The sequence below is a fragment of the Acinetobacter sp. WU_MDCI_Abxc222 genome, from assembly GCF_025514755.1.
GTDB lineage: Bacteria > Pseudomonadota > Gammaproteobacteria > Pseudomonadales > Moraxellaceae > Acinetobacter > Acinetobacter geminorum.
The window spans coordinates 388,126-409,525 of the sequence record NZ_JAHPVG010000003.1 but is presented as its reverse complement, the minus strand read 5'-3'; the positions used below and the strand labels follow the sequence as shown (position 1 = coordinate 409,525).

The 21,400-nt window shown below is 38.5% G+C and carries 20 protein-coding genes; 5 read left to right on the top strand and 15 right to left on the bottom strand.

Annotated elements, in window-relative coordinates; translation table 11 throughout:
* Window positions 1–68 precede the first annotated feature (68 nt).
* The 3 genes from eno to KTJ10_RS07890 all read right to left on the bottom strand — a co-directional run bounded on the left by eno (window position 69) and on the right by KTJ10_RS07890 (window position 3,947).
* On the bottom strand, window positions 69–1,358 hold the full coding sequence (gene eno, locus KTJ10_RS07900; RefSeq protein WP_002121066.1) for a phosphopyruvate hydratase: 1,290 nt from the start codon (window positions 1,356–1,358) through the stop codon (window positions 69–71).
* A 63-nt stretch (window positions 1,359–1,421) separates the two neighbouring features.
* Complete coding sequence (gene kdsA / locus KTJ10_RS07895; protein WP_213689669.1) at window positions 1,422–2,279, bottom strand: 3-deoxy-8-phosphooctulonate synthase; 858 nt, start codon at window positions 2,277–2,279, stop codon at window positions 1,422–1,424.
* A gap of 30 nt (window positions 2,280–2,309) precedes the next feature.
* A complete protein-coding gene (locus tag KTJ10_RS07890) occupies window positions 2,310–3,947 on the bottom strand; it encodes a CTP synthase (RefSeq protein WP_002121060.1) in 1,638 nt (545 codons plus the stop codon).
* A gap of 223 nt (window positions 3,948–4,170) precedes the next feature.
* On the opposite strand from KTJ10_RS07890, the gene KTJ10_RS07885 reads away from it, so the two are divergent.
* The gene (locus tag KTJ10_RS07885; RefSeq protein ID WP_199112709.1) at window positions 4,171–4,647 is read left to right on the top strand and encodes an internalin; all 477 of its coding nucleotides are present in this window, start codon (window positions 4,171–4,173) and stop codon (window positions 4,645–4,647) included.
* Between the two features lie 234 nt (window positions 4,648–4,881).
* Complete coding sequence (locus KTJ10_RS07880) at window positions 4,882–5,727, top strand: metal-dependent hydrolase (protein ID WP_002121049.1); 846 nt, start codon at window positions 4,882–4,884, stop codon at window positions 5,725–5,727.
* 63 nt (window positions 5,728–5,790) lie between these two features.
* On the opposite strand, the gene KTJ10_RS07875 is transcribed toward KTJ10_RS07880, so the two are convergent.
* From KTJ10_RS07875 to KTJ10_RS07860, 4 genes are all read right to left on the bottom strand, one after another.
* The gene (locus KTJ10_RS07875; RefSeq protein ID WP_262441744.1) at window positions 5,791–6,885 is read right to left on the bottom strand and encodes a YheT family hydrolase; all 1,095 of its coding nucleotides are present in this window, start codon (window positions 6,883–6,885) and stop codon (window positions 5,791–5,793) included.
* Window positions 6,886–6,904: 19 nt separating this feature from the next.
* The gene (locus tag KTJ10_RS07870; protein WP_262441743.1) at window positions 6,905–7,621 is read right to left on the bottom strand and encodes an SGNH/GDSL hydrolase family protein; all 717 of its coding nucleotides are present in this window, start codon (window positions 7,619–7,621) and stop codon (window positions 6,905–6,907) included.
* Window positions 7,622–7,659: 38 nt separating this feature from the next.
* Window positions 7,660–8,067, bottom strand: a complete 408-nt coding sequence (locus KTJ10_RS07865; RefSeq protein ID WP_032006434.1) for a nuclear transport factor 2 family protein — start codon at window positions 8,065–8,067, stop codon at window positions 7,660–7,662.
* 71 nt (window positions 8,068–8,138) lie between these two features.
* Entirely contained in the window at window positions 8,139–10,163 is a 2,025-nt protein-coding gene (locus KTJ10_RS07860) for an NADPH-dependent 2,4-dienoyl-CoA reductase (protein ID WP_199112713.1), read from the bottom strand.
* 135 nt (window positions 10,164–10,298) lie between these two features.
* On the opposite strand from KTJ10_RS07860, the gene KTJ10_RS07855 reads away from it, so the two are divergent.
* Window positions 10,299–10,859, top strand: a complete 561-nt coding sequence (locus KTJ10_RS07855) for a PadR family transcriptional regulator (RefSeq protein ID WP_005069032.1) — start codon at window positions 10,299–10,301, stop codon at window positions 10,857–10,859.
* Between the two features lie 2 nt (window positions 10,860–10,861).
* The gene (locus tag KTJ10_RS07850) at window positions 10,862–11,779 is read left to right on the top strand and encodes an alpha/beta fold hydrolase (protein WP_202732322.1); all 918 of its coding nucleotides are present in this window, start codon (window positions 10,862–10,864) and stop codon (window positions 11,777–11,779) included.
* Window positions 11,780–11,827: 48 nt separating this feature from the next.
* Here the strand turns inward: KTJ10_RS07850 and KTJ10_RS07845 are convergent, their stop codons facing one another.
* The 6 genes from KTJ10_RS07845 to argC form a co-directional block, all read right to left on the bottom strand.
* Window positions 11,828–12,883 (bottom strand): 3-deoxy-7-phosphoheptulonate synthase, encoded by a 1,056-nt coding sequence (locus tag KTJ10_RS07845; RefSeq protein WP_199977643.1) that lies wholly within the window; start codon window positions 12,881–12,883, stop codon window positions 11,828–11,830.
* A 425-nt stretch (window positions 12,884–13,308) separates the two neighbouring features.
* The gene (locus KTJ10_RS07840; protein WP_086265565.1) at window positions 13,309–13,671 is read right to left on the bottom strand and encodes a YnfA family protein; all 363 of its coding nucleotides are present in this window, start codon (window positions 13,669–13,671) and stop codon (window positions 13,309–13,311) included.
* A 3-nt stretch (window positions 13,672–13,674) separates the two neighbouring features.
* Window positions 13,675–15,951 (bottom strand): ATP-dependent Clp protease ATP-binding subunit ClpA, encoded by a 2,277-nt coding sequence (clpA, locus tag KTJ10_RS07835; protein ID WP_032036333.1) that lies wholly within the window; start codon window positions 15,949–15,951, stop codon window positions 13,675–13,677.
* A 9-nt stretch (window positions 15,952–15,960) separates the two neighbouring features.
* Entirely contained in the window at window positions 15,961–16,374 is a 414-nt protein-coding gene (gene clpS, locus KTJ10_RS07830; protein WP_002121129.1) for an ATP-dependent Clp protease adapter ClpS, read from the bottom strand.
* A gap of 9 nt (window positions 16,375–16,383) precedes the next feature.
* Window positions 16,384–17,142: a DUF6776 family protein gene (locus tag KTJ10_RS07825; protein WP_130172510.1), complete on the bottom strand. Its 759-nt coding sequence runs from the start codon at window positions 17,140–17,142 to the stop codon at window positions 16,384–16,386.
* 75 nt (window positions 17,143–17,217) lie between these two features.
* Window positions 17,218–18,273, bottom strand: coding sequence for an N-acetyl-gamma-glutamyl-phosphate reductase (gene argC / locus KTJ10_RS07820; RefSeq protein ID WP_199977645.1), 1,056 nt, complete (start codon window positions 18,271–18,273; stop codon window positions 17,218–17,220).
* Window positions 18,274–18,457: 184 nt separating this feature from the next.
* On the opposite strand from argC, the gene KTJ10_RS07815 reads away from it, so the two are divergent.
* The gene (locus tag KTJ10_RS07815) at window positions 18,458–19,978 is read left to right on the top strand and encodes a hypothetical protein (RefSeq protein WP_199977647.1); all 1,521 of its coding nucleotides are present in this window, start codon (window positions 18,458–18,460) and stop codon (window positions 19,976–19,978) included.
* Here KTJ10_RS07815 and KTJ10_RS07810 read toward each other — a convergent pair.
* Both KTJ10_RS07810 and rpiA read right to left on the bottom strand, forming a co-directional pair.
* Entirely contained in the window at window positions 19,975–20,655 is a 681-nt protein-coding gene (locus KTJ10_RS07810) for a SprT family zinc-dependent metalloprotease (protein ID WP_199977649.1), read from the bottom strand. The two genes, KTJ10_RS07815 and KTJ10_RS07810, sit on opposite strands and share 4 nt — an antisense overlap.
* A complete protein-coding gene (gene rpiA, locus KTJ10_RS07805; protein ID WP_000061060.1) occupies window positions 20,655–21,326 on the bottom strand; it encodes a ribose-5-phosphate isomerase RpiA in 672 nt (223 codons plus the stop codon). Before rpiA ends, KTJ10_RS07810 begins: the two co-directional genes overlap by 1 nt.
* Window positions 21,327–21,400 lie beyond the last annotated feature (74 nt).

The window sequence follows — 21,400 nt, the reverse complement described above, 5'->3', positions numbered from 1 at the left end:
TTCCTATTAAAAACAGGAAATAGCACCTTCAAATGTTAAAAAATTAATTTTAACTTTTTATTTAAAGATTAGTTTAAACCTTTAAATTCAGCTTTACCGCGGTAAGCAGCTTTAGTCAATTCTTCAATACGAAGTAATTGGTTGTACTTAGAAACACGGTCAGAACGGCAAAGTGAACCAGTCTTGATTTGACCAGCAGCTGTACCTACTGCTAAGTCAGCAATAGTAGAATCTTCCGTTTCACCAGAACGGTGAGAAATAACAGTCGAATAACCATTTGCTTTAGCAAGATAGATTGCATCTAAAGTTTCAGTCAAAGTACCGATCTGGTTGTATTTGATTAAGATTGAGTTACCAACTTTTTCATCAATACCACGTTGTAAAATCTTAGGATTAGTTACGAACAAGTCATCACCAACCAATTGGATTTTATCACCAAGGATTGAAGTCAAGTAGCTCCAGCCTTCCCAATCAGACTCATCAAGACCATCTTCGATCGAGATAATTGGATATTGATTTACAAGACCAGCTAAATAATCTGCAAACTGATGGCTTGTAAATGCACGGTTGCCTTCGCCTTCTAAAACGTATTGACCGTTTTTGTAGAATTCTGAAGATGCGCAGTCTAACGCAAGCATCATGTCTGAACCAGCTTTGTAACCAGTCAATTCAATTGCTTGTAAAATGATTTGAATTGCTTCTTCATTAGAACGTAAGTTAGGAGCAAAACCACCCTCATCACCCACAGCAGTATTCAAACCTTGTTTCTTTAAAACTGATTTTAAAGAATGGAATACTTCAGCACCAGCACGTAAAGCTTCAGCAAATGAAGTGAAACCTACAGGCTCAATCATGAACTCTTGAATATCAACAGTGTTGTCCGCATGCTCACCACCATTTAAGATGTTCATCATCGGTACAGGCATTGTCAAAATTGTTTGACCACGAAGATCTGCGATGTATTGGAAAAGAGGAAGTTTCTTTTCTTCAGCAGCAGCGCGCGCAGCAGCCAATGACACAGCTAAAGTTGCGTTAGCACCTAATTTCTCTTTGTTTTCAGTACCGTCAAGCGCGATCATTGTATTATCAATGTCTTTTTGCTCAAAAACTGATTTACCCAACAAAGCATCACGAATCAACGTATTAACGTTGTTAACTGCTGTACGAACGCCTTTACCTAAGTAACGCGATTTATCACCGTCACGTAGTTCTAAAGCTTCACGAGAACCAGTTGAAGCACCAGATGGTGCACATGCACGACCAACAACCCCAGATTCTAAAATTACGTCTGCTTCGATGGTTGGGTTACCACGAGAGTCCAAAATTTCACGTGCACGAATGTCAACGATTTGGCTCATGAACAATTCCTCTTTGAATGAATATGAGCTGCGGTTAAAGCAGCGTAAGGGTTATAAAACAACTCAATGGGTGTCTAACTTTTTGAATCCTTTAACTAAAGTATCCAATTCTTTTATTTGTGCCAAGAATGGTTCAAGTTGGGACATACGTAATGCACAAGGTCCATCGCATTTTGCATGTTCTGGGTCTGGATGAGCTTCCAAGAACAATCCAGCCAAACCAGTTGCCATTCCAGCGCGTGCTAAAGTTGTAATTTGAGCACGACGACCACCTGCTGAGTCAGCACGACCACCAGGGGTTTGTAACGCATGTGTCACGTCAAAGAAAACTGGCACATTCATTTCTTTCATTGTGTCAAAGCCAAGCATATCTACAACAAGATTGTTATAACCAAATGCTGAACCACGTTCACAAAGAATAAGTTTGTCGTTTCCTGCTTCTAAACATTTATGCAGGATATGACGCATTTCATGAGGTGCTAAAAACTGGGCTTTCTTAATATTAATAATAGCCTGTGTTTTTGCCATCGCCTCGACAAGATCAGTCTGACGACTTAAGAAAGCGGGTAATTGAATAATATCGGCTACTTCTGCGACCGGTGCAGCCTGATATGGCTCATGCACATCAGTAATGATAGGAACATTAAAATGTTTTTTAATATCACCTAACCATTCGATACCTTTTTCAAGTCCAGGACCACGGAATGAATGCAGACTAGAACGATTTGCTTTATCGAAACTCGCTTTAAATACATAAGGAATATCTAAGCGTTTGCAAATATCAACATACGTTTCTGCAATTTCAAAAGCTAAATCTTTTGATTCAAGTACGTTCATTCCGCCAAATAATACAAATGGCAAATGATTTGCCATTTGTATATCGCCTAAACGTACAACTTCTTGTGGTTTTAATTGTGACATTTAAACTTTCCCAGTTTATTTAAAATCGCATTATTTACTTTTTTGATGCTGTGTTTTTGCAGCATCAATAAAACTAGCAAATAATGGATGTCCATCACGTGGTGAACTTGTAAATTCCGGGTGGAATTGTACAGCAATAAACCAAGGATGTTCAGGAATTTCTACAGTTTCAACTAAATGTTGTGCTGAAGAGTAACCTGAAATCTTCATACCAGCTTGTTCAATCGACTCGATGAAACGGTTATTCATTTCATAACGGTGACGATGACGCTCAGTGATTTCAGCTTTACCGTAGACTTCACGTGTTTTTGTGCCTTCAACCAATTCAGATTTTTGAGCACCTAAACGCATAGTTCCACCTAAGTCAGACTCAAGGCTGCGTTGTTGTAATTCACCACGCTCATCTAACCATTCAGTAATTAAACCAATGAGTGGATATTTTGTAGAGCGGTTAAATTCTGTAGAAGAAGCTTCTGGCATACCTGCAACATGGCGAGCGTATTCAATAACAGCCAATTGCATGCCTAAACAAATACCCAAGAATGGGATTTTGTTTTCACGTGCGTATTGAATAGCTTTCATTTTGCCTTCAGTACCACGTTCACCAAAACCACCTGGAACTAAAATTGCGTCAGCTGTACTTAAAATAGATACGTCTTGGCTTTCAAGTTCTTCAGCGTTGACATAATCGATTTGTACTTTTACGCGATTTTTAATACCTGCGTGTAATAACGCCTCATTCACAGACTTATAAGCATCTGGTAATTCAACATATTTACCAACCATAGCTACACGTAAAGTGTATTCAGGATTTAGTAATGCTTCGACTACATTGTCCCAATCTTCTAGGTTTGCTTCTGGAAGATCATTAAATCCAAAACGCTCACAGATCAAGTCATCAACGTTTTGTTCATAGAATGTACGTGGAATTTGATAAATCGTTTTCGCATCTTTACATACCACTACAGCACGCGCTTCTACGTTAGTGAACAATGCAATTTTGCGTTTAGTATCAACATCCACATCATATTCAGTACGGCAGATAAGAATATCTGGCTGAATACCAATCGAAAGCAACTCTTTAACAGAGTGTTGAGTTGGTTTTGTCTTAAGCTCTGCTGCAGATTTGATATATGGCAACAAAGTTAAATGCATAAGCATGGTTCTTTTATGACCAAGCTCAACCATTAACTGACGAACTGACTCCATAAATGGAAGTGATTCAATATCACCTACCGTACCGCCAATTTCTACAATAGCAACATCGTAGCCTTCACCTGCGCGAAGTACACGTTCTTTAATGTTGTCAGTAATATGAGGAATAACTTGAACTGTACCACCAAGGTAGTCACCACGACGTTCTTTATTTAAAACGTCCTGATATACACGACCACTGGTAAAGTTATTAAGTTTGGTCATTTTCGCACGACGTAAGAAACGTTCGTAATAACCCAAGTCTAGATCAGTTTCGGCACCATCCTCTGTGACAAAAACTTCACCATGTTGGAAAGGGCTCATTGTCCCTGGATCGACATTAATGTAGGGATCCATTTTAACCATTGTGACTTTTAAGCCACGGGCTTCCAAAAGTGCAGCAACTGAAGCAGCAGAAATACCTTTACCTAGCGATGAAACTACACCACCAGTGACAAAAATAAAATGGGTCATTAAGTTTCTCGTACAATCAAGCCGAAATCGGCCTACAATGTTTGGCAATTTTACTGTACTCTGCCCCTATAAAGCAAAGTCAAACCGCATCAATTCAAAGATCATTAAACAACTGGCTATTCTATCAGCATTTTTAATAAAAATTTAGGTCAATCTCACATGATTTTTTCATTCTCTTTTGCTGTTATAATGCCAGCTCCTCAATTAAATGTTGTTTAGGACAATGGCAAATAAAAAACTTTTAATCTGTGCTGCAATTGCAGCTGGACTATTGTTAACCGCATGTGTCAAAAAAGAAACACCTAAAGAAGAAGAGCAAGAAAAGGTTGAAACTGCTGTTTCAGAACCTACACCTGCTGAACCTGCAAAATTTGAGTCTTTAGAAAGTGTTCAAACTGAAGAAGCTCAAACTCAGGAACCAACGCAAGTTGAAGTTCATCGTGAAGAAACAGCGAATACGACAACTGAAATTCGCCGTGAAACTCGCCCTACCCAACCTGATCAAAATTCACAAACAACAGTTTCTGAGCAACCTAAAGCAGAGCCGAAACCAAAACCTGAACCTAAGCCTGAGCCAAAAGCAGAGCCAAAACCTGAAAAGGTTCAGTCAAAACCAGCTAAGCCAGCCGAACCATCTCAAACTGAAGATGATGCTGTTGCTGCTGCAATTGCTGCTGCTACTCCAGCGCTTAAAAACTAAGTTCGTAAACACATATGCCCAAATTGAACCATCAATTTGGGCTTTTAAGTATTATTAAATTTAATAAACAGTTTTACTTTTTCTTCGCATTTTATCTTTAAAGTTTCCCTAGATATCAATTAGGGACAATCTACTTTTTTCACTTCAAAAAACATTGACGATAAATTTAGAGCGATGTAGTTTTTTAACAAGTTCCTTTTTGGAACTTTAATTAAAAGAAGATTGGAGCTTAGAATGAATACTGTATCAAATCGTGTCCCCGCCTCATTTCCAGTCCGTCGTATGGACTATAATTTTGAAAATGTACCTCGCTACTGGTGTAATAATGAACCCACTTTTACCCATTATTTTACGGGTTTATCTACATTGTTCCCTGAAGGTGAATCATATTTCGTTCGCTCTGTTCGAGCTTTACGTGCTAAAGCAAAGTCGAATGAAATTTTAGATCGTGAAATTAGTGCTTTTATTGGCCAAGAAGCTATGCACTCTAAAGAACATCATGCTTTTCATGTAAGTGCACAGCAATATGGTTTAGATCCTCAATCTTTAGAAAAAGTAACTGGCATCGTTTTAAAAGCTATTGAAAAAGTTTTTAGTAAAAAATGGAATTTGCTTGTAACAGTAGGTCTAGAACACTACACCGCAGTACTTGTGGTTAGTATGATGCAATCTGTTAATGAATTGATGACGGACTCAACTATTCGCAATTTATGGCTATGGCATAGTATTGAAGAAACTGAACATAAAGCTGTGGCCTTTGATCTCTATCAACATTTATATGGTAGTGGCTTAAGCGCATACCTTCCTCGCATTACAGTCTTTACTTTAAGTCTATTTTTGATTACTGGTTTTTCAACAATTTATCAATTTGTTCTTATGAAACGGGATCATCAACTCTTAAATTTCAAATCTTGGCGTAAGTTCTTTAGTTTTGCGAATAAACAATATAGAACACTGATCCCCCAATTTTTTGATTATTATCGATTTGACTTTCACCCCAACCAAACAGATGAAAAAGACCTCGTGGCTAGCACAAAAATCAAAATTGGACTAAAAGATCCTAAATTGCTTTTATCTTGATCTAATAAAATTATAAAGCCCATCTGTTGAATGGGCTTTATTTAACTTATTGCGAAGTTACAATTATTGCTTATGTTCGACCAAAAAATAATTTGATATTAATTTGGCCGCCCATGAGGTACTTTTCCATCCTTCGTAAAAGCCACAGTGACTTCCTTTTTTTGTGGTGATTACCGCAATATTACTCATTTGCTGAATCGTTTCTTTGTAAGGTTCCAAATTTTTAATAGAACAGACTGGATCATCCTCAGCATTAAGAATCATTAATGGTATTTTTACATTCTCAAATACATAAATTGGATTAATGGCTTGGCAATAGCTTTGATAATCTTCAAAGCCAGCCATTTCAAAATATTCTTTCTCAAACTCTTCCAGACTTGTCGTTGCAAGAACCTTTTTTAAAGAAGCAACCTGGTTCCAAGTACTTTGATAAGGATGAATAAAATACTTGAATAACTTTTTGGTCATCATTTTGCTATAAAATGGATGAACATTTTTAAAGCCAATCTCTGTGTTGTAGCCCGGACACATTGCAAAAGCAGCTTTAAATGGCGTGTCAGTACCTTGCTCTCCTAAGTAACGAACTAGTAGCCCTGTCCCGGCAGAGGAACCTACTGCGTATAAATCCGTTTTAGGGAATAATTTTTGAATATGCTCAAGTTGCTCTTTAAGGTCGCTTGTTGATCCAAAAAGAGAAATCTGTGGCACAGGCATAGGTAAGCCAGCATGCCCACGGCGTAAGCATAGTGCTATTCTCCATCCCGTATAATGATGTATGTCTTTCACAAGTTCACGCATACTTTCAGGTGTTCCTGTAATGGTATGCATAATGACAACAGTTGGAGTATCTGGAGGAAGATCATAGCCATACCACGCGATCGCAGTTACGCCACCATCTTTCATAGTGAGCTGATCAATACGGTCATATTCAAGTTTGATAGTTTTTTTTCTAATGATATCAAAATACAAAAGATGAACGTGATTGTTGCTCAACCACGGTGTGGGCCGATATTTTTGCTTGAGCTGGGGCAATTTCTCCAGAATATCTTTTATTTTCCCATTTGGGTCATAATAGATTTTTGGCTGTTCGGCACCTAATACCGAATCGAACAATTCTGAACCGAAAGCTTTAATTTTATTTAAAGTAGATATACCCATTTCCAATCACTACCTCTGATTATGAGTTAAATGATTGCCGCACTAATGCTGCAACCTGTTGTCCCCAAATTGCATAAATTTCCTTACTCGGATGAAAGCCATCACTTGCCATAGGCAGATTCATCGCTTGAAAATGCCCAATATCATATTGAACGAATCTAAATTGATTTTGTGATTGTAACCATTTATCTAATGTCTGATTCATTTGTTCCGCATATTTTCCAAACAACCAAGCCAATGGATTTGGTAACACTGGAAAATGCTGCATAGGTGGTACACCAGAAACAATAATGAGTTTAGGCTGAAAACGTGCCTGTATATATTGAAATAATTGTTTTTGTTGTTTTATCCATGAACTTGCTGAGGTTAATTTTGTTACATCATTAACACCGATCGACGTAACCACCACATCGTAATTTTGTTGCTCTAAATGCTGTACTGCTTGAAAAACCTGCTTAGTTGTATCACCTGTTTTTGCATGCAGTTTCCAGCGTATCGAATATTGATCTTGCAACTCAGAAATAATTGCACCAGATAAAGCATCTTTTTGGTTTTCTACCCCAACACCTGCTGCGGCAGAGTCTCCTAAAATAAGCAATGATAGAGGTCTTCCCTTGCCAACGATGCCTTGTCTCTCACCACTGGCTTCTAGCAAGCGTGGTGTATTCTTACGAACCTTTGTTCCCTGTACAAACAGTACAGGAAGCAATGCTAGAGTTGAAAGCTTTAACCACATTTTATTGATCTCTATCTTACTTAGGCTATTTACTAAAATTATTGAGGTTGAAACTTAGCAATTCTTATACCCATTTGTTCAGCCAATGCAGCTAAGCCACTCATTGGACGTATCATTACTTCAAAATCAATAATTTTGCCTTGTTCATTAAAACGAATCATATCAATACCTTTTAATGATTTACCACTGACATTAGCACTGAACTCAAGCACTACATTTTCACCGTCTTCTGTATAAAACTCACGATGATAGCTAAAGTCTTCGAACACCTGAATCACATTGGTAAGAATAAAGAAAACGACCTGCTTTCCTTCATAAGGTTTGTAAGCAACTGGTGAACGAAAAACCACTTCATCCGCCAGCAAGTCATTTAGATCGGATAAGTTACCAGCCTGAACCATTTCATGCCATTTTTCTAAAGACTGTTTTGTTGTTTCGAGTGTCATTGTTTTTTATATCCTATAATTTAACCAAAGAAGTAATGGGCATTTCTCTTTAAAAAAATGCCCATAAAAATTTATAGTGTCGCTGCTAATTCAGCACCTTGGCGTATTGCACGTTTTGCATCCAGTTCACCTGCCTCTTTAGCGCCACCAATTAAATGAACTTTTTTTCCATCTGTTTTTAATTGATCATACATTGCAGTAAATGACTCTTGGCCTGCGCAAATCACCACATGGTCAACCTCAAGTACACTTGGTTTTCCATCCACAGTAATATGTAAACCTTGATCGTCTACCTTGTCGTATTGCACACCTGCAAACATTTTGACCTGACGATTTTTTAGTCCTGTGCGATGAATCCAGCCTGTTGTTTTACCCAAACCAGCACCTACAGCAGCAGTTTTACGTTGTAGTAAATAGATTTCTCGTTCAGAGGCCTCAACTTTTGGCTGTTTTAAACCGCCTACATGTTCATATTGAGTATCGATTCCCCATTCTTCATAAAACTTTTCTGGATTTAAGCTGCCACTTTCACCTTCATGAGTAAGATATTCAGCTGTGTCGAAACCAATACCACCCGCTCCAATAATGGCAACACGTTGTCCTACTGGCACACGCTCTTTTAAAACCTGTAAATAGCTCAGTACTTTAGGATGATCAATTCCCTCAAACTGTAATTGACGAGGCGTTACACCTGTTGCAACCACAATTTCATCAAAATTTGCTTGGCTTAATTCTTCATAAGTTGCTTGATGATTTAACACAAGTTCAATATTTGGTCGCAATTCAATTTGACGACTAAAGTAACGTAAAGTTTCGTAGAACTCTTCTTTTCCAGGCACCGTTTTTGCAATATTAAACTGACCACCAATTTGATGACTTGCTTCAAAAATTTTAACTTGATGCCCGCGATCTGCTGCATATACCGCAAAACTTAAACCTGCCGGACCCGCGCCAATAACAGCGATATTCTTTTTAACCTGAGCTTCTTTAAAGATCAGTTCAGTTTCATAACATGCACGCGGGTTTACTAAACAAGTTGCAATTTTCATTGAGAAAATATGATCTAAACAAGCTTGGTTGCACCCAATACACGTATTAATTTCATCACTACGGCCTTGACTTGCCTTCAAGACAAACTCAGCATCAGCTAACATTGGTCGTGCCATAGACACCATATCAGCATGACCAGATGCCAATACATGTTCAGCCATTTCAGGCGTATTGATTCGGTTAGAAGTAATTAAAGGTATAGAGACTTCACCTTTGAGTTTTTCAGTCACCCAAGTAAATGCAGCACGCGGAACTTTGGTTGCAATTGTTGGAATACGCGCCTCATGCCAACCAATACCAGTATTGATTATGGTTGCACCAGCTTTTTCAATTTCTTTTGCAAGCTGAATTACTTCATCAAAACTTGAACCGCCTTCAACTAAATCAAGCATGGATAGACGATAAATAATGATAAAGTTTTCACCGACTAATTCACGCGTACGCTTTACAATTTCAATTGGAAAGCGGATACGATTTTCGTAACTACCGCCCCATTCATCATCACGATGATTCGTACGAGCTGCAATAAACTCATTAATTAAATAACCTTCGGAGCCCATGATTTCTACACCATCATAGCCCGCATATTGAGCAAGTTTGGCACAGTTGGCAAAGTCATCAATGGTTTGTTGTACTTCCGCAGAGCTTAAAGCTTTAGGCTTAATCGGGTTAATCGGTGCTTGAATTGCTGAAGGTGCAACGTTATTTGCCTGATAAGAATAACGACCCGTATGTAAAATCTGCATAGCAATTTTACCCCCAGCTTCATGAACAGCTTGGGTAATTACTTTATGTTTTTCAGCTTCTTCAATTGTATCTAGTTTGGTTCCGTGGCTAAAGACAACACCATCATCATTTGGAGAAACACCACCAGTTACAATCAGCCCCACATCACCTTTTGCACGCTCAGCATAAAACGCAGCCATGCGCTCATATCCTTGCGGTGCTTCTTCTAAACCAATATGCATAGACCCCATAAGCACACGGTTTTTTAAAGTAGTAAAGCCTAAATCAAGTGGCTTTAATAAATGTGGATAAGCTGACATATTTTCTCCTATGGCTAGCAATATGCTTGCTAATGCAACTTGTTGCATAAATTTATAATCAAATTTTGACTTTTATGCAACATGTTGCATAATCTCATGAGTCACACTTTACTTTTGCTTACAAACTGGATTGCCATGTCACTTCCTCATGTTTTATTGACCAGCTTGCTTGAACGTCCAAGTACAGGGTTTGAACTCGCCCGCCGCTTTGACCGATCAATGGGCTTTTTCTGGAATGCCACTCACCAGCAAATTTATCGTGAACTCAATAACATGCTTAAAAAAGGCTGGGTTTCCACTTTAGAAAATGAAATGGATAATGGCCGAAAAAAAACCTATCAGGTCGAACAACTGGGTCGTATAGAACTGGCTTCATGGATGACTCAACAAAGTGAACCTGCGCAGCTTCGTGATGATTTAATGGTTAGATTGCGTGCAGAAGCACAATTGAGCAATAATCAGATATTACCTGAACTGTTAAGGCATCTTGGTTTACACCAAGAGAAGCTCAAACTTTATCAAAGTATTTATGATAAAGATTTTAAAGACAGTGATGATCTAAATGACCGTGTGTTATACATCCACAAAATGATCTTAGAACTTGGAATTACGATGGAAAGTGAATGGATCAAATGGTTGGAACAAGTCATCCCTCAATTAAAACGCTTTGCCCAAGATAACCCATCTGGAGAATAGCCATGCCGTATTACACCATGCCCGATCGGGAAAATTTATTTGTACGCCGTGTTGGTCGTGGTGAGCCTGTTTTGGTTTTATCTGGCCTTGGCATGCAAAGTTGGCAGTGGCTACCGTTTATTTATGCAAACCGCAAAGAATATGAGTTTATTATTCCAGACTGGCGTGGTTTCGGTGGGTCAAAGAATTGTGCAATTCCCGAGCAAGATGCCATTTCTAGCCATTGGCAAGATGTTGCTCATTTAATAGATCAATTAAAACTCGATAACTTTATCTTAATGGGCTATTCAATGGGCGCAACAACTGCCATGCATGGCATGAAACATGCGCAACTGGCACAGCAGTTAAAAGCCTATTTACATATTGATCAAACACCGAAAATATCAGTAGATTCGACTTGGGAATATGGTTTATTCGGCCCTCTTCACACCCAGTTCAAACAATTATTAAATGATATTTATCAATTATTGTTAAAGCATAAAAACGCCAAATATCTTTATGAACTCTCACTTCCAGATCGACAAGAACTAGTCCGTCTATGGGTAGATTTTATTGAATTGCAAAGTAGCAATCCTTTTAGTCCGCTAGTTTTTAAAACAGCTTTAAAACAGCCTTTTTTACAAAAATATTTATTACCTATTCAACGTTTAGATTACTTGTTTTGGTATGTCGAAAATTATCTTTATCACAATGAAGATTATCGAGAAGCAATTCAGCAGTTAGCATGTCCAACGACTTTCTTTATTGGTCGTAATTCGACACTTTATCCAGAAACTGGTCAGACGCTGATTGCACATAGTGTCGAGCATGCAAAAGCCATATATTTTGAACGCTCAGGCCATACACCTTTATTAACCGAGCCTAAAAAGTTTGGACATGAAATCAATACATTCCTATCCGAACTCAAACATGCTTCTTAAAAAATAAAGGGATCTATTTATAGATCCCTTTATAAAATCTAAAAATAATTAAGCGGAATGAGCTAATTCTTTTGTCTTTAATTGCTTAGAGACATTTAATAAAAGCTGCTCTGTTTTTTCCCACCCTAAACAACCATCAGTTACTGACTGGCCATAAGTCATATCACAAGAAATCTTTTGGTTACCATCAACCAAATGACTTTCAATCATGACACCTCGAACTTGTGTTTTTAAACGTTCAGCAACGATTTGCTGTAAAACTTCTGGCTGACGCAACGGATCTTTCCCACTGTTACCATGACTACAATCAATCACCAGTGCAGGTAGATTTTGTTTGTACTTTTCGCGTATCGCCTGAATTGAAGCCAAATCGTAATTAGGCCCATGATTCGCACCACGCAAGATCAAGTGCGGTAATGGATTCCCAGCACTTTGAATCACTGAAGGCAAGCCTTGTTGGTTCATTCCTAAAAATTGATGTTCATTTTGCGCGGACTGAATCGCATCTAATGCAATCTGAATTGAGCCATCAGTACCATTCTTGAAACCAATACTGTATGGCATATGACTTGAGATTTCACGGTGAATCTGAGATTCGCTTGTGCGAGCTCCAATTGCACCCCAAGCCAATAAATCATCAAAATAGCCAGTTGCCATTGGACTTAAAATTTCACTCGCAATTGGCAAACCCTTTTCAATAATCTGTAGGTAGAGTTCACGAGATTTTTCTAAACCAAGTTGTAAATTTGATGAACCATCTAAATTTGGATCATACATGAACCCCTTCCAACCAATAGTGGTACGTGGTTTTTCAATGTATGTACGCATCACGATAAAAATCTGATCTTTAACTTTTTCTTGTAATTTTTGCAGTTTTTCAGCGTATTCAAGTACTGCAACTGGATCATGAATTGAACAAGGCCCTGTAATTACCATTAGACGATGATCTTTGCCGTTAAGAATATTTTGAATAATTTGACGGTGTTCGGCAACTTGACGTGCGAAAGAGTGTGCAAGCGGGTATTTCGCTTTTAACTGGATAGGTAAACTAACTGGTGTTTCTTTTGTATTGGTTTGAGTCAGTAAAGTATTTAGGGCATTCATTGGTTTTTTCCTTGGGACTGCAATCTACTCAGTCCGATCATTTATTTGAGCGTTTTGGATCTATTCGTTGGTAAAGGTAAGCAAAAGTAAAACCAATAAAAGTTGCTAAAGTATGAATAAGTCATGTTGTTCATTTTAAGTTCCTCGATTCTAAAAAGATAAAGCATAAAAAAACCTGATCGGGGTTGCCGATCAGGTATTAACTGTGATGGGCAACTTTCTCATGCCCGAATACGCTCAGGCAACTATCTAAATTGCCAAAAGTAATAGTAAGCGTTAGTGTTCACAGATTGATTTAACATCTTTATCTCAAATATTAAAAAATGTTCCTTAAATCTAAAATACGCATTGTTGATGAGTTTGACAAGTCTTTTTTTTGAAAAAAACTTCTTATTTTCTCGCTTAAGATTTGATTCAATGATGCATTAACGAATCAACCCTTGAGGTTGCAAAATAATTAAACCAGCTCCACAAAGCACAATTAGACCACCTAATATATCCCATCTTGTTAATCCCACCTGATCAACAAAACGTAGCCACATAAGCGCAGTAAAAATATAGATACCGCCATAGGCCGCATAAATGCGTCCAGAAGCTGCCGGATGTAAAGTCAACAGCCATACAAAGACCGCCAAGCTTAAAATAGTAGGTAGCCATAACCAAGCCGACTTCCCTTCTTTTAAAATCAGATAAGGAAAATAACAACCAAGAATTTCAGCAATTGCCGTGATAATAAATAACCCGAATACGCTCAGTATTCGGGTTATAGTAAAACTCTCAATTAACATAACTTAAGCTGGTTCTGCCGTATGATGATCTTCAAATACTTCAAGTTTTAAGCCGACAGCTTTGCCATCTTCTTTTTTCACCGATACAGCCACATTACCACCATGATCTGCAAGTTCACCAAACAGAATCATTTCAGCGAGTGGTTTCTTCAAGTGCTCTTGAATGAGACGTTGCATTGGACGAGCACCCATCAAACGGTCATAACCATTTGTAGCCAACCAATCTCTCGCACTTTGATCAACATCAAGAACAACTTGTTTTTCATCCAATTGCGCTTGTAATTCTGTTAAGAATTTGTCGACTACAGACTCAATCACAGTAGTTGGTAATGCTTTGAATTGAATAACACCATCTAGACGGTTACGGAACTCTGGAGAGAAAGCACGTTTCATGGCTTCTTGGTTATCAGAACTATGATCTTGTTCAGTGAAACCAATACTCGCGCGAGAAATACTTTCCGCTCCAATATTCGTAGTCAAAACAATAATCACATTTCTAAAATCTGACTTACGTCCATTATTATCCGTTAAAGCGCCATGATCCATGATTTGTAGCAATAGATTAAACACATCTGGATGTGCTTTCTCAATTTCATCAAGCAACAAGACACAATGCGGATTTTTATGGATCGCATCAGTGAGCAAACCACCTTGGTCATAACCCACATACCCTGGAGGTGCCCCAATTAAGCGTGAAACTGCATGACGTTCCATATATTCAGACATATCGAAACGAACAAGCTCTACACCTAATAATTTAGCGAGCTGCTTAGTAACCTCAGTTTTACCTACACCTGTTGGACCAGCAAAAACAAAACTACCCACTGGTTTATCTGGTGACTTCAATCCAGCACGAGATAACTTGATCGCTGAGCCTAATGCAGTGATTGCTTCGTCTTGACCAAACACCACACGTTTTAAATCACGCTCAAGATTTTCAAGCACTGACTTATCATCTTTAGACACAGTTTTTGGTGGAATACGAGCAATCTTAGAAACGATATCTTCGATATTCTCAACAGTAATCAAGCTATCATCAGTTTCAGCTTTCAAACGGCGTTGAGCACCTGCTTCATCGATGACATCAATTGCCTTATCTGGCAAGAAACGATCATTAATGAACTTAGCAGAAAGCTCTACAGCTGATACCAAAGCCTTATCGTCATATTGTACGTGGTGAAAATCTTCAAACTTAGTTTTCAATCCACGTAAAATATCAATCGTTTCAGCAATACTTGGCTCATTGACATCAATCTTTTGGAAACGACGTGATAACGCATGGTCTTTTTCAAAAACCTGACGATATTCTTGGAAAGTCGTTGAACCAATACAACGTAAAGTACCATTAGCTAAAGCTGGCTTAATAAGATTTGACGCATCCATTGTGCTGCCCATACTTGAGCCTGCACCAATGATCATATGAATCTCATCAATGAATAAAATCGCATTTGGATTTTTCTTCAATGCATTAAGCAATTGTTTTAAACGTTTTTCAAAGTCACCGCGATATTTAGTTCCAGCAACCAATGCACCAATATCTAAACTATAGATCTCAGCCTGACTTAAAGGTTTAGGTGCTTTGCCGTTCACAATTAACCATGCCAAACCTTCAGCAATCGAGGTTTTACCCACACCTGGATCACCTACAAGCAATGGATTGTTTTTACGACGGCGGCATAAAATTTGTGCTGTACGCTCAATTTCTTTTTCACGACCAATCAGTGGGTCAGTTTTGCCTTTTTGCGCTTCAACATTTAGGTTCAGTGTATAAAGCTCTAATGGTCCTGCATTGCTTGCGCTAGTTTCACCCTCAATATCTTCAACTTCTTCTTCAACTTGCACTTCATCTTTACGTGTCCCATGAGACAAGTATTGAGTCAATGTCAAACGATTGATTTGATGACGTTTAAGTAAATACACAGCAAAAGAATCACGCTCTGAATACATTGCGACCAAAACATCTGCACCCTCAACAGTACGATCGCCGCCACTTGATTGCACGTGGAAAATAGCACGTTGCAAAATGCGGTCAAAACTTTCTGTTGGATGAGGAGCTTGCTCGCTATTTTCGCCAAGCTTAGGAGTATGTTGTTCTACATATTCTTCTAATTCTTTACGCAAAGAAACTATATCAGCCCCACATGCTTTTAATGCATTCACGGCTGAATCGTTGTCGAGTAGTGCTAATAATAAATGTTCAACTGTAAGAAACTCATGTCTCTTTTGACGAGCCATGCTAACAGCCAAACGTAATGATACTTCTAATTGACGACTGAGCATGTAACCCCCTTATGCTTTAGGCTCAATCTGGCAAAGTAATGGATGACCTTGCGATCGAGCGTAATTATTAACAAGGTTTGCCTTAGTTTCCGCGATGTCTCTTGGATAGACTCCGGCAATACCTTTACCTTCATAGTGTACTGTTAGCATTACTTGAGTTGCTTGGTCAAGATTCATTGCAAAGTATTGTTGTAAAATTTCAATTACAAAGTCCATTGGGGTGTAATCGTCATTCATTAATACGACTGCATATAATGGGGGACGCTTGAGTTCTGGAGGAGCTGTTTGTACTACAACCTCTCCATCATGATCTTCGTTTTGCGAATCACTTAAGCGTGGATGGAAGTGCCAATCGACATAGCCAGACTGCTGAAAAGAAGCCTTGATATCTTTTAAGTTTGTTTGACGCTTATTTGTTCGCATAGGATGTTACTATTGTGAATTTGCTTCAGCTTGAGGAATTTCTGCCACGAATGCAGAAGATGTTTCGACAGGTTTACCACGCTGCCAACTAAAACGTTTAATAACTGGTGTTTCAGAGCCGCCTGTTAAACGCACTTCAATAAATTGAGGCGTGAAACCTTTAGGCATCGTCCAACGACCTGTCAAACGCTCAAAGTCAGTAAAGTTAAAGTTCTTCGCTTCAAGCGGTACAACTAAAACCTCTGTATCTTTGATCAATCTTATTTCAACCGATCCTAAAGCACGGCGTTTACTTGGACTTACTTGCACTAAGTCTAGCTGATATTCATAAGCATTTTCAGGTAAAGGCTTAATTGCCAGATTTTGAACCGTTAAGCTTAAACCACCGCGCTGTCTCAAAATCTCACGGTAGATATTACTCATACCTTCTTGCTGAGTCTTATCGGCGTTCGCTTGATTAAGCGCTTCAAACAGATCATTTGCATTAGTCACAGCCACATCACGCTCTTGTACTGCCGAGTTTAGGCTTTTATTAACTGCATCTAAAGCTGTTTTTTGCTTTTGCACTACCTCAACCAATTGCTCCGCATCTGCATCGTAACCAACAACAGTTAAACCTTGACGGTGCCCAATTGTATAGCCGAGCGCAAAACAACCACTCATTAAAATGGCAGCACCAATAAACAAAGGCTTATTGGTGTTTAAAAAATTTTTCTTTTGCAACGAACTTTCTGCCGAAGTCGTCTGTCCAGAGTTTTGCATCGTCATCTCAGTGTTCAAGATCAGAGTCAAGACACACATTTAAATCGAAATTTAAATGTGTGTGAAGCAAAAAAGAGTTTTTTATGGTAATAAACCAATCCCTTGTAAGCCTTCGTCTTCATTAAAGCCAAACATCAGGTTCATATTTTGTACAGCCTGACCAGATGCACCTTTTACAAGGTTATCCTGAGCCGCCAAAATAATCAGTTTATTTGGTTGTGGTTTATACAAAGCAATACGAAGCTCGTTTGCACCGCGCACACTACGTGTTTCAGGTGAACTATTCGCAGGCATCACATCTACGAATTTTTCATTAGCATAGAAATTTTCATATAAAGCTTGTAAGTCTGCCTGCTTACCCGCTTCCGTTAAGTCTACATAAATTGTACTTAACATACCGCGAATCATCGGTACTAAATGCGGAACAAACAAAAGTCCTTCAAACCCACCTTTTTGTTCTGAAATATTTTCTAGTGCTTCTACAATTTCCGGATGATGACGATGGCCTGCAACACCATATGCTTTAAAGTTATCTGCATTTTCACTGTAAATCATGCCTAAGCTTGCTTTACGGCCAGCACCAGAAACACCAGATTTCGCATCAATAATAATATTTTTTGTTTCAATCAGTGCTTGTGCTGATTTTAACAGTGGCGCTAAACCTAATTGAACAGTCGTCGGATAGCACCCAGGGTTACCAATCACTTGAGCTTGTTTAATTTTTTCACGGTTTAACTCAGTTAGACCATATACAGAATCTTTTAATACATCTGGGCAAGCATGCTCCATGCCATACCATTTTTCAAACTGTTCAAGATTTTGTAAGCGAAAGTCTGCTGCTAAATCAATAACTTTAGTTCCAGCTGCGATCAAATCTTTGGCATGCTGCATCGCAACGCCATGTGGAGTTGCAAAAAATACAACATCACACTCTTTTAATGCATCAATGTTTAAATCTGAAAATTGAAGATCTGTATGTCCACGTAAATTAGGGAACATATCTGCAACTGGTTTGCCCGCTTCTGTACGTGAAGTAAGAACTCGAACCTGCGCTTTAGGATGTCGTAATAAGATACGTAATAGTTCAACGCCTGTATAACCCGTTCCACCAACAATTCCGACAGAAATCACGTGCATTACCTCAATTTTTGAATCTATACTTGGGCAGTAGTATGACAGGATGTCCAAGCTTACAAAACCATTTCATGCTTGGTAATTTTAATTTTTTTAATTTTAACGACAATCAGATAGCACATACTGAACTGTCATAATCACATAAATATCAGCAAATAAATACCAGATTAATTTTTGGAGAGCTAGGATGCTTCAACAATCAAAAGAAAGAAAATTACGTAACTACCTTGGCTTGAGCACATTAATTTTAAGTGTAGCCCTTACTGGTTGCGGAGGTGGAGGTAGTAGCGGAAGCAGCTCACCAAGTACTCCGGCACCCGTAGATCCCACACCTGAAGCAACAACTGATGTTACTTTAAAAACCCCTGTAGAAATGCGTAATATCGAGCTTAAAGTATATGACAACACCAACAATGCTGTTTTAGTGGATACTTCAATTGCGAGTTTAAACAGCTTTAATGTCAAAATTCCTACTACAAAATTGAATCGTCTATATCGCGTAGAAATTACAACTCAAAGTTCATCTCAAGTGTTTGACCCAATTACTTCACAATATCAAAATTTGTCAGGTATTTATCATGCATTTATTACACCGAATACGGTAAGTAACAAAACCCAATTCATCAGCCCAAGCAGTGAAGCGGTTTATCAAAGAGCTATCATCCGCTCAGGGCAACTCCCTCAAGAGACTGTTGATCCAACCCGTATTGAACAGTTACATGTTGATTTAGCAGCTCAAGATGTCTACAAATCGTTAATGAACGCATTTAAAGACTCAGCTATTCCTAGTTTAAGCCCAGCTAATACATTAACAATTTTAAATTTACAGCAGTATTCAACTAAACAACCTACCACATATGTGGATAGTTATCTTAGCTTTGGTTACTTACAATATTGGTCAACAATTCATGGCGAAGCAGCAACCTACCAAGAACTTGTTAAAAGTTTAGCAACTGATTTAAAAGATGGCTTTTTGGATGGGAAAAAACTTCATGGGGATCAAACATCCTTTACCCCTATTTTTACTCCAGCCCCCGATAATATTGATCCACTAAAAAATACGCTGTTAGATATTGCAGCTAATCAAAAAGTAACGCGCGATTACTTTGGAACCAACCTAAAAGTATCTACTTTGCAATTGGCTCAGGCTAATTCACAACAGTCTTTAGATCAAACAGGTTATAATCTACTGGACAAGAAACAATATTCAGGAATTGTTCCTACCGTAAATTCCACTACCTTCATTCGCATTGACGGTGCTGGAGATTACCGTAGAGCTGTTGGGTTTACTACCACAGCGACGTGTAATGGATCAAACTATCCATGCAAACAAGGCTTAACAAGCATCAACCTATCAGATCCAAACCTACCAGCTACAGACTATTTAGTGGGTCACTATGAAGACACCTCAACCGGATGTCAGCTTAATTTTCGTGCGAACGGTCAAATCGACTTGAGTAAAGGTTCACAAATTTATCGTGCTGCTTTAAGTGCTGATAGTACCGATAATTTATTGCAAACAGATGCTGCTAGTTCAAGTTATTTACTCAATTCAAGTTCAGCCGAACCAAATAACACGACGCAACAATACAACTTTATCCAAGTATCTATTAAAGCAAATAAGATCATTAGTGCTACAGCAGGTTTAGATAGCCGAAAAGCACCCGATAGCTTACAAACACCTCAACTAGAATGTAGCTTTAGTTAAGCTGAAACATACCACCATGCAGGCAATGGATTTGATTTAAGTTGTCTGCGGTGTTTTTGAAAATATGGATCGTATTTTTCAACTTCTGCCCAAAATGCAGGACTATGGTCAAAATGTTTGGTATGCGCCAACTCATGAATAGCCACATAGCGAGCAATTTCGTGTGGCATCAACACCAATCCCGCATGTAGCATAATATTATGCTGGCTACTACAACTTCCCCACCGAGTTTTCGGGCGGCGAATTGTACACTCCCTATAAGCCAAATGAGTGTGCTCACTTAATTCTTTTAAAAGCTCTGGTAATTCTTGTTTCGCATAGGCAATAACTGCGTTTTGCAATGCCAAATATGGCTGTGTGGCTTTAATAAATAAAAAATTGTTTTCCCAGTCGAATTGAAAAACACGATGCTGCTTTTGAACAATGACTTGAAATGGCTGTTCTTTATTAAAGAAATAAATTTCTGAAGGAATTTCAATGGATGCCGATTGGACATTTTGTTGTTTATTCCACGTTTCGGTTAACCATTGTTCAGATTGCGCTAAAAAATGCTGAATTTGCTTCTTACTGCAAAATAGCGGAACAGTAAGTCGTATAGACGCAGGCTCAACACGTAAGCGCAATTTTCGTGCTCTTACGTGTCGAACGATTTTAATCTCTGGCATTTCCACAGACATTACTGTGCTGTACGCTCTTCAATACCATTATTTGTCGCAACAATTGCGATCGTTGCTGGATTTAACGCAAAAATACCGTTAGTCACAACACCTGGTATATTATTGATGGTCTTTTCCAAATCAATTGCGTTTAAGATGTTCAAATTAAATACATCTAAAATAACATTACCATTATCTGTAACTACACCTTCACGATAAACCGGATCACCACCTAAACTGACCAATTTACGAGCTACAGCTGAACGCGCCATTGGAATAACTTCTACTGGAAGTGGAAAATCACGTCCAAGTTGATCAACCCATTTTGAATCATCAACAATACACACAAATTTCTTAGCGATTGATGCAACGATTTTCTCACGTGTTAATGCAGCACCACCACCTTTAATCATATGCATATGGCGATCAATCTCATCTGCACCATCAACATAGGCATCTAGGCTACCTACATGGTTCATATCAACCACTTCAATACCAAGCTTTTTAAGACGATCAGCTGTTGCTTGAGAACTTGCCACAGCTGCTTCTAATTGTAATTCCGGAAGTAAATCAATTAGAAAGTTTACGGTACTTCCAGTCCCAACACCCAAAATGCCACCTTTGGGTAAGTGTTTTAAAGCAGCTTTCGCAGCAGCTTGTTTCTTTTCATCTTGGGTTGCATATAGGCTCATTACATCACTCAACTATTTTTTGACATTTATGCGCCAATAAACGGCGCAAATGCACAAGGGTTTGCTACAATAAT

Bases quoted from the DNA above. Each gene is read 5' to 3' on its own strand.
- argC (WP_199977645.1), bottom strand. From the start codon at position 18,273: ATGCACGTGATTTCTGTCGGAATTGTTGGTGGAACGGGTTATACAGGC.
- KTJ10_RS07870 (WP_262441743.1), bottom strand. From the start codon at position 7,621: ATGTGGTTAAAGCTTTCAACTCTAGCATTGCTTCCTGTACTGTTTGTA.
- KTJ10_RS07885 (WP_199112709.1), top strand. From the start codon at position 4,171: ATGGCAAATAAAAAACTTTTAATCTGTGCTGCAATTGCAGCTGGACTA.
- KTJ10_RS07845 (WP_199977643.1), bottom strand. From the start codon at position 12,883: ATGAATGCCCTAAATACTTTACTGACTCAAACCAATACAAAAGAAACA.
- clpS (WP_002121129.1), bottom strand. From the start codon at position 16,374: ATGCGAACAAATAAGCGTCAAACAAACTTAAAAGATATCAAGGCTTCT.
- rpiA (WP_000061060.1), bottom strand. From the start codon at position 21,326: ATGAGCCTATATGCAACCCAAGATGAAAAGAAACAAGCTGCTGCGAAA.
- KTJ10_RS07880 (WP_002121049.1), top strand. From the start codon at position 4,882: ATGAATACTGTATCAAATCGTGTCCCCGCCTCATTTCCAGTCCGTCGT.
- KTJ10_RS07860 (WP_199112713.1), bottom strand. From the start codon at position 10,163: ATGTCAGCTTATCCACATTTATTAAAGCCACTTGATTTAGGCTTTACT.
- KTJ10_RS07825 (WP_130172510.1), bottom strand. From the start codon at position 17,142: ATGACGATGCAAAACTCTGGACAGACGACTTCGGCAGAAAGTTCGTTG.
- KTJ10_RS07865 (WP_032006434.1), bottom strand. From the start codon at position 8,067: ATGACACTCGAAACAACAAAACAGTCTTTAGAAAAATGGCATGAAATG.
- kdsA (WP_213689669.1), bottom strand. From the start codon at position 2,279: ATGTCACAATTAAAACCACAAGAAGTTGTACGTTTAGGCGATATACAA.
- eno (WP_002121066.1), bottom strand. From the start codon at position 1,358: ATGAGCCAAATCGTTGACATTCGTGCACGTGAAATTTTGGACTCTCGT.
- KTJ10_RS07810 (WP_199977649.1), bottom strand. From the start codon at position 20,655: ATGTCTGTGGAAATGCCAGAGATTAAAATCGTTCGACACGTAAGAGCA.
- KTJ10_RS07815 (WP_199977647.1), top strand. From the start codon at position 18,458: ATGCTTCAACAATCAAAAGAAAGAAAATTACGTAACTACCTTGGCTTG.
- clpA (WP_032036333.1), bottom strand. From the start codon at position 15,951: ATGCTCAGTCGTCAATTAGAAGTATCATTACGTTTGGCTGTTAGCATG.
- KTJ10_RS07855 (WP_005069032.1), top strand. From the start codon at position 10,299: ATGTCACTTCCTCATGTTTTATTGACCAGCTTGCTTGAACGTCCAAGT.
- KTJ10_RS07875 (WP_262441744.1), bottom strand. From the start codon at position 6,885: ATGGGTATATCTACTTTAAATAAAATTAAAGCTTTCGGTTCAGAATTG.
- KTJ10_RS07850 (WP_202732322.1), top strand. From the start codon at position 10,862: ATGCCGTATTACACCATGCCCGATCGGGAAAATTTATTTGTACGCCGT.
- KTJ10_RS07840 (WP_086265565.1), bottom strand. From the start codon at position 13,671: ATGTTAATTGAGAGTTTTACTATAACCCGAATACTGAGCGTATTCGGG.
- KTJ10_RS07890 (WP_002121060.1), bottom strand. From the start codon at position 3,947: ATGACCCATTTTATTTTTGTCACTGGTGGTGTAGTTTCATCGCTAGGT.